The sequence below is a fragment of the Candidatus Protofrankia datiscae genome (assembly GCF_000177615.2).
GTDB classification, from domain to species: Bacteria; Actinomycetota; Actinomycetes; order Frankiales; family Frankiaceae; genus Protofrankia; species Protofrankia coriariae.
The window spans coordinates 1,523,766-1,538,851 of the sequence record NC_015656.1 but is presented as its reverse complement, the minus strand read 5'-3'; the positions used below and the strand labels follow the sequence as shown (position 1 = coordinate 1,538,851).

4 protein-coding genes are annotated in these 15,086 nt (G+C 73.6%); all 4 read right to left on the bottom strand.

The window, feature by feature from the left end:
• Window positions 1-11: 11 nt before the first annotated feature.
• The 4 genes from FSYMDG_RS25875 to FSYMDG_RS06405 all read right to left on the bottom strand — a co-directional run bounded on the left by FSYMDG_RS25875 (window position 12) and on the right by FSYMDG_RS06405 (window position 14,567).
• Entirely contained in the window at window positions 12-8,024 is an 8,013-nt protein-coding gene (locus FSYMDG_RS25875) for a type I polyketide synthase (RefSeq protein ID WP_013872773.1), read from the bottom strand.
• Window positions 8,025-8,942: 918 nt separating this feature from the next.
• Window positions 8,943-9,362 carry a hypothetical protein gene (locus FSYMDG_RS06415; protein ID WP_013872771.1) on the bottom strand — a complete coding sequence of 140 codons (420 nt, stop codon included), beginning with the start codon at window positions 9,360-9,362 and terminating at the stop codon, window positions 8,943-8,945.
• A gap of 657 nt (window positions 9,363-10,019) precedes the next feature.
• Entirely contained in the window at window positions 10,020-13,586 is a 3,567-nt protein-coding gene (locus FSYMDG_RS26775; protein ID WP_013872770.1) for a LuxR C-terminal-related transcriptional regulator, read from the bottom strand.
• Window positions 13,587-14,267: 681 nt separating this feature from the next.
• Window positions 14,268-14,567, bottom strand: a complete 300-nt coding sequence (locus FSYMDG_RS06405; protein ID WP_013872769.1) for a DUF4193 family protein — start codon at window positions 14,565-14,567, stop codon at window positions 14,268-14,270.
• Between the last annotated feature and the right edge of the window lie 519 nt (window positions 14,568-15,086).

Sequence of the window (15,086 nt, the reverse complement as noted above, 5' to 3'; positions counted from 1 at the left end):
CCGCCTCCCGGTCACCGCCCGCAAGGCCCGCAGAGCCGGGCGATGCCCACGGGCCCCAGTCCAGGGACACGACACGGCCGCGCAGCCGCCTCGCCCAGGCATGGGCGCAGGTGTCGAGCGCGTCGTTGGCGGCGGCGTAGTCGATCTGCCCCCGGTTGCCGAACACCCCGGACACGCTGCCGAAGAGCACCAGGAAGCCGAGGTCGGGCCGCAGCGCGTCGACCAGCGTCCGGGCGGCGTCGACCTTGGTCGAGAACACCCGCTCGAACGAGCGCGCCGTCTTCTCCCGCAGCAGTTTGTCCTCGCGGACGCCGGCGCCGTGGACGACCCCGTCGAGCCGGCCACGGTCGGCGTAGATCGTCTCGACGACCGCGCGCAGCGCGTCCGGATCCCGCACGTCGACGGCGTGATAGCGGACGAAGGACGCGCTCGCGCGCAGGGCCGCGACGGTGGCCCGCACCTCCCGCTCGGCGAGCAGGTGGGTGACACGGGCCTCGACCTCGGTGAGCCGGCGCAGGCCGGCGGCGATCAGGGCGCGGCGCAGCTGAGGCGCGTCCACCGCGGAGGCCGTCGCCGGATCCTCGGCGGCGGCCGGCAGCGGCGTCCGGCCGATCAGCTCGATCCCGCAGCCGGTGGCCTGGGCAAGCCCGAGGGCGACCTTGGCGGTGATCCCGCGCGCGCCACCGGTGAGCAGGACGACGGAGCTCGGGCCGAGTTCCCCCAGCACGCCGGCGGCCTGGGGCGGCGGTACGGAAGCAACATCGTCGTGCCACCGCCAGCCCCACGACGGCCCGGCGGCCGGGAGCGTCAGAGCAGCCAGGCTCACCGGGCCAGCCGGGCCCACCGGAGCCACCGAGGCGGCCGGGGGCGCACCGGCACCGGGGATCTCGGCCGGCACCACCCGGAGAGTCGACCGGACGCCGTGCCGGTAGCCGGTCACCGACGGGGCGTCCGGCGTGAGGAACTCCGTGAGCAGGTAGCCGGCGAGCCGGGTCGGCGCCTCCTTCGGATCGAGGTCCACCGCGCGGACCACCACGTCCGGCACCTCCCGGGCGAGCGTGCGCGTGAAACCGGCCATCCCCACAGCTGGGCCGGGCTCGTCGCCCACCCCGCGACCGAAGCTGCCCCCACCACCGGTCGCGATGATCAGACGCTGGGTGCCGCCGGCAACCGCGGCCCGGATCGGGACGAACGCGGCGGGCAGGGCCGGTGGCGCGTCCCGGTCCACGGACGACACCCACCAGACACCGTCCGCCCCGGCACCCGCCGGCAAGCTGGTCGGCGAGCGAGGCGTCGTCCACGGAGAACATCCGCACGGACGCGCCCTGCTGCTCCAGCAGGGTCGCCAGCGCCAGGCCGATACCCAGGCCGCCTTCGACCACGGCGAACCGGCTGCCGGCCAGCGGCCCCGGCCCGGGGCGGGTGCCCGCCGCGGCAAGGGCAAGCAGGTCGGGGAGGGTGCCCGGCGACGGCAGCGGAACGACCTCGACGACGAAGCGCCGCAACGCGGCCGCCGAGTCCGCGGGATCCCTCGGGCCCGGCGGGCGCACGAAACGTTCGCTGGGCCGACCGCCGGCCTGTCGCGACACGGACGCCGGGACCGCTGGCCCGCTCCCCGCGTCCGCGACGCTCGCGGCCTCCACAACAATCCCGCTGCCCGGAATCGTCACGGGGCCCCGGACGGCCGCGAGCTCCGGACCGGACCCCGGGCCCACGGCGTTTCCCGGGCCCACGGCGGGGCCCACGCTCGCGGCGGGGTCCGGGTACGTCGCAGGGCCCGCGTCCGCCGCGGGGTACGTGTCCGCCGCGGGGCCGGCATCCGAGCGGGTGACGATCCACTCGACGATCCCGCGAATGGTCCGGATGGCCGCGAGCTCCTCGACGACCTCGTCGGCCAGGCTGCCTTCGGCAGTGCCAGCTTCGGCAGTGCCAGCTCTCCAGCCTCCGGCAGCGCCAACATCCATTGTCGCGCCGCCTTCGGTAGTACCGGCTTCCCGGGCCGTGGGCAGGCCGAGGCCGAGCTGTTCCGCCAGCGTGCCCAGGATCTCCGTCCGTTTGATCGAATCGATACCCAGGTCGGCTTCTAGATCCAGGTCCGCCGCCAGCATCTCGGCCGGATACCCCGTCGCGGACACGATCACCTCCACCACCGCGCCCAGCACCACGTCCGGCTCCCGGGACACCGGCCGCTCGGAGACCACCACGGCCGGGGCGTCGCCGTGGCCTACGGGCTGGCCGGGCGGCCAGGGCTGATCGGCCGAGGCGGGCAGCGGCGCGGCATGGTCGGCCGGCGTTGGCGACACAACGTGGTTGTCCACCGCCGGAAACGGACCATGCTCGTGCGAATCCGACAGCGGGACGTGGTCGAGCGTGCCCGGTGGCAGGGCAGCCTCCGCACGCGTGAGAGCGGCCGGGGGGAGGGCCGACGTACGGTCGGCGGCGGCCAGGTAGTTCAGAATGACCTCGCGCTGCGCGGCGACCAGCTCACGGGTCGTCCGCAGGAATTCGATCACGGCGGCGTCGGTGTTCCCGACCGACGGTGGGACGATCACCGTCGGCAGCTCCGCCACCGCGGGAGACGCGGCCCACGACGGCGGTTCGGAGACCGGCAGACGGGTCAGCCTGTCCGCCGGAACCAGCCCACCCGGCAGGTGACGGCCGTCGGACGTCCGCACCAGGTGGCCGTCGACGAGCCAGCCGGGCCGGCGCGGGCAGTTCGCGGCCGAGACCACCTGCGCGTCACGTCCGGTGAACAGTGGTGTGGTGTCCACGGCGACACCGGCGGCCGCCAGCTCCGCCAGCGCGAGCAGGAGCCGGCACAGCCCGTGTTCGCCGGGGACGTCCGTGGCGACGGCCGTGTGCGGCCGGCCGTGCAGAATCCTGCTGGTGAGCCCGGTGAGGACTCGGCCCGGCCCGGCCTCCACGAAGATCCGTACACCGGCGGCGTACATCGCCTCGATCTGCTCGACGAAGTGGACGGGCTGGGCGACCTGGCCGGCGAGGGTCTGCCGGATCGCGTCGGCGGTGTCCGGATACGGCCGCGCGGTCGTGTTCGACCAGACCGGCCGCGACGGCGGGATGATCGTGGCCCTGTCCAGCTCCGCGGCGAACGTCCCGGCCGCGGCCGCGACCACCGGGCTGTGGAAGGCGCACGCCACCGGAATCCGCCTGGCGGTGAGCCCTTCGGCCGCCAGGCGCCGCACCGCGGCATCCACCGCGGGGGTCGGACCGGAGATCACGGTCTGCTCCGGCGAATTGTGGTTGGCGATCACGGCATCGCCCGGGCCCGCCGGGCCGTCGACCGGGTCTGGCGTCGCGGCGTCCAGCACCTCCCGCACCCGCCACGCCGGGGCTGACACCGCCGCCATCGTGCCGGCGTCAGCCGTGACGGGATCGATATCGCCACTAGCGGTAGTAGTGTCGCTACTAATGGTAGTGGTGTCGGCGTCAACGGGAGTGGGATCGGCGCCAACGGCAGGGCCGACAATGACGCCGGTTGCGGGGGCACCGCTGGGATCAGCGGTCGCGGAGGCCGCGGCGAAGGCGTCGGCGGCGTCCAGGATGGCGGCCGCTCTGGCTTCGCTGAGCGGCAGCAGATCGTCGATGTCGACGGCCCCGGCCGCGCACAGGGCGACCAGCTCGCCGTAGCTGTGGCCACCGAGATGGTCGGGACGCACGCCAAGGCCGGTGAGGATCTCGTGCATGGCGAGGCCGGCGATCCCGAGGACCGGCTGCGCCGTCCGGGTGTCGGTGATCGCCGCATGCCGGGCGTCGGTGTCCGCCCGGCTGAACGCGGCCGGCGGGAACATCGCCGGCACCCACTTCTCCCCGCGTTCGAGCAGGTGCCGCAGCCGTGGGAAGGCCACGAACAGCTCCGCCAGCATCCCGGGCCGCTGGCTGCCCTGCCCCGGGAACAGGAAGGCGATCTTCCCTTCTTCCGCCTCTTCTTCTTCCGCCCCGCCCGTGCCCTGCTTCCCGGCTGGCGCCGGGGCCGTGTCCGCAGTACCGGCCAGCGTGGCACGGCCGGCCCTGGCCTGGCCCGCCACGCCCCGGTCGCCGCCGGCGACGAAAATCCCGGCCTTCGGGTCGTGGGTGAACGCGCGGGCCCGCTTCACCAGGTCGGCGAGCTCGTCCAGGCTGGTCGCGACGAACGCCACCCGCACCGCCCCGCCGCGCTTGACCGCCACCGTCGCGGCCAGGTCACGCAGCTTCCAGGGCCGTCCGGCGCCGTCGTTGACGCGGATCAGCTCGGCGAGCCGGTCCAGGGTGCGGCAGGCGGCCGCCCGGTCGGTGCCGCGGATGACGAACAGTTCGGCGGGCCAAGCGTCCAGCCCGTGGGTGGGTTCGGGAGCGCCGTCGTAGGCGGAGAGCACCACGTGGAAGTTGGTTCCGCCGAAGCCGAACGCGGACACTCCGGCATGCCGCCGCGACGCCGGCGCCGCCCACGGCCGGGCGGCGGTGTCGAAGAAGAACGGGCTGCTCCCGGCGTCCCAGGACGGGTTCGGCCGGGTGATGTTGGACGTCGGGGGACGCGCCCCGACCGCCAGCGCCCGCGCTGTCTTGATCAGTCCGGCCAGCCCGGCGGCGCACTTGGTGTGCCCGATCTGGGATTTCACCGAGCCGACGGCACAGCTCCCCCTCCGAGCGCCGTGGCCGGCGAACACCTCGGTGAGGCTGGCGAGCTCCGTGCTGTCACCGACGACCGTGCCGGTGGCATGCGCCTCGACCAGGCCGACGTCGGCCGGGGAGATCCCGGCCCGCGCGTACGCCCGTTCCATCGCCAGCACCTGACCGGCCCGGCTCGGCGCGGTCATGCCCAGCGCCCGACCGTCACTCGACCCGGCCACCGCCCTGATCACCGCGTGGATGCGGTCGCCGTCGCGTTCGGCGTCGGCGAGCCGCTTGAGGACGACGACAGCCACCCCCTCCCCTAGGCAGATGCCGTCGGCGGCCGCGTCGAAGCTGCGGGACCGACCGGTCGGCGACAGGGCGTGGACGGAAGAGAACAGGATGAAGTCGTGGATGCTGTTGTGCGTGTCCACACCGCCGCAGAGCACCAGGTCCGAGGTGTCGCCGACCAGTTCCTTGCAGGCGGTGTCCAGCGCCGCCAGCGAGGACGCGCACGCCGCGTCCACCGTGTAGTTCACGCCGCCGAGATCGAAACGGTTGGCGACCCGCCCGGCGATGACGTTCGCGAGCATGCCGGGGAAGGAGTCCTCGTCCAGTGTCGGCAGGCGTTCGGCCAGGGCGGGTGGGACCGGCCCGAAGAAGGCCGGGTAGGCCGAGCGGAAGCCGTGGGCGGCGGCGAGGTCCGCGCCGGACTCGGCGCCGAAGACCACCGACGTGCGCGACCGGTCGAACGGCCGGTTGTCGTAGCCGGCGTCGCGCAGAGCCCGCGCGGTCACCTCGAGGGCGAGCAACTGCCCGGGTTCTATGCTGCCCAGCGACTTCGGCGGGATACCGAAGCGCAGCGCGTCGAACGGGACCGGCGGGAGGAACCCGCCCCACCTGGACGGCACCCGCCCGCCGCCCCGCCCGGAATCCGGGCCACCAGAGGCCCGCTGGTCAGGGGTCTGGACGGGAGCGTGGTAGAGGTCCGCGTCCCAGCGGCTGCGCGGCACCTCGGTGACCGCGTCGACGCCCCCGAGCACGTTGGCCCAGTACTCGGCGGTGTCGGCGGCGCCCGGGAACACACAGGCCATGCCGATGACGGCCACGTCCAGCGGACGGGCGGTCTCGCGGCGGCGGCCGCGTCCACGTCCGCGTGCCCTGGCACCCGTCCGTGCCCTGGCACCCGCCTGTGTCGTGGCGCCCGGCCGGGCCGGCTGCCCGAGCGCCGCGCCGACGTCGGTATCAGCATCGATGTCGCGATCAGTGTCGATGTCACTGTCGGGGATGTCGCTGTCGGGGTCGATGCCGAGAGCGGCGAGACGGTCGACCAGCGTCTGGGTGGCGCCCTCGCTCACCTGGGCGTGCAGGGCAGCCACCGTGGTCGGCTCCGACCGCAGCGCCGCCACCTGGCCGATCATGAACATACCGTCGTTACGCTGGACGTCCTCGTCGACGGATACCAGCCGGCCGCGGTCGCGGCGCAGGCCCTTGCTCGCGATCCGCGACCGGCCGAGGTTGAACTGTTCCAGCTCCTCCCACACCTGCGCGGGGGCGAGTCCCTGGGCAAGCAGCTCGGCCCGCCGCCCGGCGAACGTGGTGACGAAAGGTGACCGGGCGGCGCGGGTGGCGTGCCCCGGCGAGGTCTCCAGCAGGGCGGTGCCGTCGCAGTCCAGCGCCGTCCGCTGGAAACCGGGCAGGATCGCGCCGGAGTTGACCGCCTCGGCGGTGAACAGGTACGCGGTACCCATCAGCACCCCGATCCGGGCACCGCGGTCGGCCAGCGGCGCGGCAGCCGCCGCGACCATCGCCGCGGACCGTTCGTCGTGCACACCGCCGGCGAACAGCACGTGCAGGCCCTCGAAGAACGCACTGGCCGCGGACCGGCCGCTGGCGACGGACACCTGCTCGCCGTACGCCAACAGCCCGGCGATCTGGCTCTCCCACAGCGGGAAGCTGGCCCGCGGGCCGACATGGCCGCCGCACTCGCGTCCCTCGAAGACGAACTTGCGGGCCCCGGCGGCGAGAAACCGGCCGAGCAGCCCCGGCGAGGGCACGTGCAGGAAGGTGTCGACACCGGCGGACTGCAGGGACGCCGCCTGGGACGGACGCCCGCCGGCGATCAGCGCGCAGGGCGGGCGGATCTCCCCGATGGCATCGAGCTGGGCCGAACGGATCTCCGGCGGGGCGAAGCCGAGGATCCCCACCCCCCATGGCGCGTCCCCGAGCAGGGCGCGGGTCTGTTCGAGCAGGGCGCGGGCCTCGTCACCGTCCATCAGGGCCAGCGCGAGGAACGGCAGGCCACCGCCGTCGGCTACCGCCCGGGCGAACTCGGCCCGGTCGCTGACCCGCGTCATCGGCCCCTGCGCGACCGGGACGCGCAGACCCCGGTCGGCGGCGAAGGACGCGCCCGGGGCGAGCGGGGCGAGCCGGACCGCGGCGGCGAGCTGGGCCTCGATGGCGTCCCGGACCGCTGTGACAACGCCGCTGGCGGTGACGTACCGGTCGGCCAGCGGCGCGGCGAAGGCGCCGTCCTGACCGACGGGGAGGAACTGTTCGCGCAGGTCACGGGCGCCGAGACGGTACGCGACCGCGTCATCGTCGGTGTCCTCGTCCACCTGCTGGCCAGGGCCGGCGAACTGCTGGCCGGCGAGCCCTACGACCGGCAGGTCGGGGCGGACGTACACCCGGTGCCCGGCAAGGACCGTGGTCTCGCTGCCGTCCATGCCCCGGATGGCGGCGGCGACCTCGGCCGGCAGCTCCATCTCCCGGACGAGCGCGAGCTGGACGTCGAGCACGACGCCGACCGCCCCTGCGGCAACGGCGGCCGCGGCGGTGTGCGGCCCCACCCCGCCGGCGGCCCACACGGGCAGGTCCAGGCCGTCGGCGGCGAACAGGTGCTGGAGCAGGGTGAACGTGGTCAGGTCGCCGACCCGGCCGCCGGACTCGCCGCCCCGGGCGATCAGGCCGTCGGCGCCGGCCGCGGCCGCCACCTGCGCCTGCGCGACCGAGGTGATCTCGATGAGGACGCGTCGGCGCCCGACCGCCGCCGTCGTCACGTCCCACTCACCGTCCCGCCCCCCGTGGGCCGGCCCGGTGGCGAGGACGACGGTGTCCACCTCGGGCGGCAGCTCCCACGGGCTGGTGGCGCAGCCGACGGGCACCCGTATCCCGAACGGGCCGCGCGACCAGCGGGCCGCGTCCGCGAGCGCGGCGCGCGCGGCGGCGTCCCGCCCCAGGTCGAGAACGCCGAGGCCGCCGGCCCGGGCCACCGCGGCCACCAGGCGTGCGTCAGGCTCGGTGAAGGGGGTGATGGCGACGACGAGGTCCCGCGACGACCCGGGGACCCGCGCCGCCCCGGCCCGCGACGCCCCGGAGGTCCGGGCCTGCGGGCTACGGTGCGTGCTGGTGCTCATGGGTGGTCCCTCCTGACCCGCCGTCGCGTCGGCGCGCCGGCGGCGCCACGGGCCGGGGTTGCGCCGGCGGACGGCCCGGTACCCACCGGCATACCTGCCGGTGTCCAGGTGTGCGGCCACGGTGACGATCGTGTGCTCGCCGGCCGGTCGGCGCTCGCCGGCCGCCGGGCCGACGGCCACGGCCGCGGGCGTGCCGCGACCGACCCGCCGAGGAGCCCGGGAGTCGAACCGTAAACATATACAAAAGGACAACAACGACACATTATATTCACAATAATATGCCAGAAAAAGCAACCAAAAATCATGAAACTCACAACGGCGACAGTTTTCAAGGTCGACATCATTTCCCAGCAGATCGTTGGCCGACGGTCCGCGACGGACACCAACGGCGACCGACACCGGTTTACCGAGATCGGCACTTGCGGGTGCCGGACCAGCTCCTTCCCCGGGCAGGCAGGACATGGGCGCGGGCACCGTGCCACCGGATACGTATCGGAAATTTTAGCCCCCCGGGAAAACCAACCGGCAGGACCCACCGGCCGGGCAACACGGCGGAAACCGGGCGCGGACACAGCGCAGTTATCCATACACGGAAGGGCAGGTACCGTGGTCGCTTTCGGGACGCCCGGTTTCGTCAGGCCCGGCCATCCGCGCCCCGACACCATCGCCGACGCTGCCGATACCGCCGATGCTGCCGACAATCCGCTGACAAAGGCGTCCGCCCGACGTTCCCGCGACCGGCCGTCCCCGATGCTGATCATCATTACATCCGAATCCGACCGGGCCGCGGGAAGATGTGAGAAAACGCACCTGACAACCAGCGCGGCCGGCCACGCGGTGGCCCGCCGCCCGGCCAGCGCGGGCGTTGCGTGCCCGAGCGTGACGGTACCGGCCACGGCCATCCGGGCAGTCCCCGGCTCAGACCGGGGCGTGCAGGTCACGGCTCTCGACGATCGCCCCGTCCGAGACCACCAGATGGTCGAAGGAGCCCTCGGACTCGGCGATCCAGAACGCCCCGCCAAGCGTTATCGGGTCCAGGTTGTGCCGCTGGGAGGCCCGGAACCGGCGGCGGCGCACCAGCACGACCCGCAGCGGCCCGCGACCGCCGAGCAGCGATCCCCACACGACGGTGAAGAGCACCGGCGGATGCCGCCCGTCCACCGCTGTGCTGCCTTCCTGCCAGCCGAGAATCGGCGTCCGGTCGAGCGGCTGGTCAAGACAGGTGGTGGAATCGTCAGCGGACTTCAGCCGCCAGTGCAGAAGACCCACTGGCGAACTCACCAGTTCGACTTCCACACCGGAAAGCGGCAGTTTCATCCGGTCGTATACCTGGTCCATCGCGTCACCCCCGGCCGCGTCCCCCCGGACCGGTCGAGGCCGCCGGTCCCACGCCGCAGACGACATCGCCCACCCCACCATCGGATGCCGTCGCCCAGCGCCGCGAGGACAAAGATCTGTCAGCGGCCACGGGTAGCGCATCCTCCCCATGGGGTGAGAGGAAGATGAATTAGATCATATCAGTTCATAGCATGTGCCATAGCCGCCAGCACGGCGACACGGCCGGCGCGGATACGGCGACGTCAACCACACGACAATCGCGCGACAACCGCGCTCCGGGTATCTGTCGACCACATGTCCACCACGTACTTCCGAAATATTGTCGGCATATTTTCAACGATCGCTTCGGCTATCGGAACGGCGGCGGCCGGTACCATATTCTCACGCACTGCCGCGCATTGCTGACGGACCGAGGCCGACAACCCGCGACCAACAACGTCAGGCCGCGTACACGCGGACGGCTCCGCCCACCCCACGTCGTTCCGTTCGCGTACGGCCGGGCGTTCCCGCCACCATCGGTGCTTACTGTCGTTGGTGCCGTCAAGGTGGCCGGTGGCCGGTGGCCGGCGCGACCGGGGCGGTCCGGATGACGCGACCCGGCCCGGCCGAAACTCACAGCGGCCGGGGCTCGCACAGGCCCGAACTCACAGCACGAGCTCACAGCAGATGAAGCGCGCGGGCCCGGTGCACGGCGTCCCGGCGGCGAGCCACGTCGAGTTTACGGTAGATGCTCTTGAGATGGGTCTTCACGGTGTTCACCGAGACGAACATCTCGCTGGCGATCTCCGCCGTGGTGAGCATGGTCGGCAGATAGCTCAGGACCGCCTGCTCCCGGCCGCTCAACGGCTCGAAAGCGGCCGGCAACGGCCCGGCCGGCTCCACCGCCGGCCCGCCCGGCCCCGCCGTGTGTCCGGCCTGCTGCCCAGCCTGGGAAGAGCCCGCCGGGACGCTCCCGGCCGGACCGGCCGGCCGGCCGGGAGCGCGTCGCGGGATCGGCGCGTCTGGACGGGCGCTGTCACCAGGCACCGCCGGGGGGAACCCACGGGCCGCCGCGACCGGCTGCCCCGCCGGCCGCGGGCGGGGTGAGCCCACCCGCCCGGGGCCTGCGACGGGGCTGCTGACGGCACCCGCGATCACCGGGGACGCCGGTGGCCGCGGCCGGGCCACGGCCGGTCGCGCGGCAGCGGCTCGTGGCCCGGCAAGCCGCGCGCCCGGCGGCCCGGCCCCGGGCGCCCCGGCCCCCTCGGGCCCAGCGACCGCCGCGGACCCCGCGGTCCTCGACGATCCAGGCGACCCAGTGGATGTGGTGGATGTGGCGTGGCTGGCACGCCCGGCCCGGTCGAGCAGTCGGCCCACCAACGCGGGATGGGCCGCCCGCAGCCCGGGATGCGCCCGCAGCAGCCTGATGATCGCTTCTCCCGCGTCCACGAACGGACGCAACGCACCTTCGTCCTCGGCCAGTGCCAGTGCGCGGGCCAGGGAGGCGGTCGCCCGCGCCACGTCCCCGCCGCGGTCCGCCGCCACCGCGTCCAGCACGCAGGCCGCGGTGAGGCTGCCAATGCCGAAGCCGGTGTCGGCCCGCAGCAGCGGAGCGAGCATCGTCGTGGCCGCGGACGCGTCCGCCCGGGCAAGGTGGATGCGCACCAGGGTGAGCACCTCGACCGGGTCGGGACGATGGTCGGCGATCCCGCGTCGCAGCAGGGTCAGCGCCGCGTCGGGATTACCCGCCGCAACAAGAAGATCGCCTTCGGTGGCCAGTCGTGCGCGTAGGCAGACGTCGGGCAGCCCGGCCGGACGGTGGATGGCCAGCAGCCGCCGGGCGGCCCGGACCTCCCCCTGCCGGGCCAGGATGGCCGCGTCGAGCAGGACGAGCAGTTCGGCGGTCACCGGCTGCGGCCACCGCCGACAGTATCCGTCCGCCTCCTGGATGTGCTGGCGGGCGGCGGCGAGCTCATCGCTGTGGTAGGCCACGATGGCCATCGCGAGACGGGCGTCGGCGAGCCCGGCGATCCGGCCCGGCCGGAACCGGTCACCATCGGTGCCGACCAGACCATCGGTGCCGACCAGACCGTCAGTACCGGCCAGACCGCCGCCAGGGCCGACCGGACCGCCGCCGCCGGCCAGCCGGCCCCGGCCGGCGTCCACCGCCGCGTCGGCCCACGCCCGGGCCTGGCGCAGCCGTCCGCGCCAGGCGTGCAGCAGCGCGAGGCTGCCCAGGCAGGACAGTTCCACGTCGTCCATGCCGGTCTCCCCGGCCAGCCGCAGCGCCGTCCGCAGGGTCTCGGAGGCGCTGTCCGGCCGGCCGCGCCACAGATCGGCGCGCCCCCGGGCGGCAAGCGCGACAGCCCGTGCCGCGGGGTAGCCCCGCCACTGGTCAGGATCATGGCACTCGGACGCGTCGTGCGGACGCTGGCCGGCGCGCAGCAGCCGGCGGGCGTAGTTGAGCATTCCGTCGGTGTCCGCCCGCAGTTCGGCGCGCCGGATCTCCAGGAGGTCCGCGGCGGTCGCTACCAGACGTCTGCGTTTCGCCGGCAGGCTGGTCACCCCGGCCCGCGCGGCGTCCAGGCAGCCGGCCGCGGGCTCGGCGGCGCCGGCCCGCAGGTGGCGGGCTGCCACGACAAGGGCGCACTCGGCCGACTGGTCGACCGATCCGGCGGGGAAGGCGTCCACCAGCATGCCGACCCGGTCGACGTCCATGCCCGGGGCATCCGGCCTGGGAAGCACCCCGAGACCGCTCTCGACGAGCAGGCAGGCGGCGTAGCGCCAGTCGCCGGCACGGCAGGCGTGCCGCACGGCGGCGGCGAGGTCCCCGTGGTCGGCAAACCACATGGCGGCGCGCAGGTGCAGCTCGGGCTCGTCCTCCCGAGCCTCCCGCACGAGATCGGCGTGCAGGGTCTCGGCGAGCAGCCGGTGGAAGCGGTACCAGGTGTCGTCGCCGTCGATACCGATCACGAACGAGTTGGTCCGGGCCAGGTCCGCCAGCAGCACCCGCCCGTCCACGGCCGGGGTGTCCCGCCCGACGGCGCCGGCGACCGGAGTGAGCGCCGCGGCCGTCCCGCCGGGCTCGGCGGCGACGACGTCGAGCAGCGGGCCGGTCAGCCGGTCGAGCACGCTGGCGCGCAGCAGCAGACGGCGGACCGCCCACGGCTGGCCGTCGAGGACCTCCGCACCGAGGTATTCGGCGACCTCACGGCCGGGATGCGCGACGGCCGTGGTGGCATCACCGCCTTCGGCACCGCCACCATCGGCACCGTCGGCACCGCCCGGCCACCCGGCGCCCCCTTCGCCGGCGGCGGACGCCTGGCCCGCGCCGGCGAAGGGGGCGCGGGCGGCCCACAGCCGCAGGCCCGCGGCCCAGCCCTCGGTACGCTCCAGCAGCTGGTCCCGGCCGGCATCGGACAGCTCGACGCTGTGGGCGCGCAGCAACGCGGATGTCTCCCCCGCGGTGAAGGCGAGGTCGGCGGGGCCGATCTCGACCAGCCGGCCGTCGAGGCGCAGCCGGTGCAGCGCGAGGACCGGGTAACGCGAGCAGAGCACGAGCCGCAGCGTCGGCCCGGCGCAGGCCGCCAGCAGCTCGAGCCCGGCGACCACGACCGGATCGGCGATCAGATGCACGTCGTCAATGATCAGTACGACCGGCGTGGGCAGCTCGGTGAGGGCATTGGCCAGCTCCCGCCAGAACCATCCCGAGCCACCGGGCCCGATGGATCCGGCAGCTCCAACGGGTTCGGTGGGTCCGGCAGGCCCAATGGGCCGGACGGGCCCGGTATCGCCGACGAGTGGCGATGTCCCGTCGACCGCCGCGGTGGCGGCGCCGCGGCCACCGGCAGCCGCGGCGGCAACGGCCGATCTGGGTGCTGCCGACCCGCAGCGCAGCGCCCCGGCCCCCGCCGGGATGGCACCCCCGCGTTCCAGCGCGCACAGCAGATGGAACCACAGCTCGGTGGTTGCGTCGGCGTCCACCGACAGCCAGGCGACCGGCCCCGCCCAGCGGCCGGCGGCGGCCCAGGATGCGGCGAGGACGGTCTTGCCGGAACCCGCCGGCCCGCTGATCACCGTGACCCCGCCGCGCACGCCCCGGTCGATAGCCTCCCAGAGGCGGATGCGCGGGACGTGGATGGCGGGCAGCGGCGGCGCGTTCGTCCGCGCGATGACGAGGGGCACCCTCGCGGCGGATGTATCCGGGTAAGAAGTAACGGCCGCGGACACCTTACCGTCAACCATGTCACAACCCCCAACCGACCAGGCGCGCAACGTAGTGGTATCGCGACGAGCGGTTATGGGCAAGACGAGACCGCTGACCAGACACCCACGAACCCGTCGAAAAGGGGCCAGCCGCGACCGGGCCACGACGCGCCTGACGGCGTCATGCCCGCCAGGACACGAAGACCGGAAATGTCACGTGGGCTCCACGTACGCACCGGCATCCCCCGGCGGCACCCCCGACAGCGACCCGCCCGCTACCGGGGAGCGCGGGAACCGGGCCCGTAGCCGGCGTCCGCCCGTTGACGGACGGTGTCTGCCTGTTTGGCCTGCCTGCTGGCCCGTCTGTTGTAGGCCCAGCTCCGAGACCGGGGAGCTGGGCCTCTCAGGCCGGCTCCCAGCCCGCGGTGGCAGGGTGCGCAGCCGCGCATCCCGCGGGCCCGCCGACCGAAAAGATCATGATCGCACGCCTGACGGCGCCGGCCGAATCCGCCGGCGCCGTCAGGCGTGCGCAAAACCAGATCAGGCGCCCCGGCCGGTGTCCGTCGAAGCGCTTCCGACGAACACCGGCCGACACGGGCACCGCCCGCAGCCCCGTCCGTACGAAGCATGATCCAGACGAGTTTGTCGTTGGGTACGCTTCTTGACCCTTGCGGGCGTACCCAGCGACAAGCCCGCGTCGATCTTCTCCGATGGCCGGCGCTAGGCGGCGCAGTCCGCGCAGACCGCGCGACGCGCGTCCGCGAGCTGGCTGCGATGGTGGACGAGGAAACAGCTCGTACAGGTGAACTCGTCAGCCTGTCTCGGCAGCACCCGCAGGGACAGCTCCTCGTCACGCACCTCGGCGTCCGGAAGATCCAGCTCCGCCTCGAGGGCGTCGACATCGTCTCCGAGATCGGCCGCGGCTCCGGCCCGCTGCGCCTTCAGCGTCTCCAGGCTCTGCTCCTGGAGTTCGTCATCCTCGACGTCAGTGCCCCGCCGGGCGTCGAAGTCACGAGCCATCGAGTCTCCTTCCTTACGGTTCCAGTCGTTCCCTACGGTTGCGATCAGCCGTGCGCGCGAGACGCGATGCACAGCCGCATGTCAGTACCCGTCCAGGCACGTACCCGAACAGGATCGAGCGGCTACAATACGCAACGACTCCGACGCGGGCACAGCCGACGAGGTTTGTCTACATCCCTGCGTGGTCGATACAGGACAACGGATCTCCCTCGACCGACGCGTACAATACGGTTCCGCGCGGCCACAGGCCAGGCATCACGTGTTCGCCTCGATGTCAGACCCGACACATCCATCTTCTCGTCGCATTCCGGTATAGCGCGGTGGTATTTCCGGCAGACGGGCCGATAACGCCGACCCGGTCGAGTCCGGACATCTCGGGGAACCCGATCTGGTAGGCCTTACCGGATCCACCCGGACCGTCCCCGCCGACCCCTGCCGCTCCCCGTCGATCCGCTCCCCGTCGATCGCCGCCGTCGTGGCCCGCGGCCCGGCGCGCGAACAGACATGATCGCTCCACTC

Coding starts and splice junctions, on each gene's coding strand:
- FSYMDG_RS25875 (WP_013872773.1), bottom strand. CDS start 8,024: ATGAGCACCAGCACGCACCGTAGCCCGCAGGCCCGGACCTCCGGGGCG.
- FSYMDG_RS06415 (WP_013872771.1), bottom strand. CDS start 9,362: ATGGACCAGGTATACGACCGGATGAAACTGCCGCTTTCCGGTGTGGAA.
- FSYMDG_RS26775 (WP_013872770.1), bottom strand. CDS start 13,586: ATGGTTGACGGTAAGGTGTCCGCGGCCGTTACTTCTTACCCGGATACA.
- FSYMDG_RS06405 (WP_013872769.1), bottom strand. CDS start 14,567: ATGGCTCGTGACTTCGACGCCCGGCGGGGCACTGACGTCGAGGATGAC.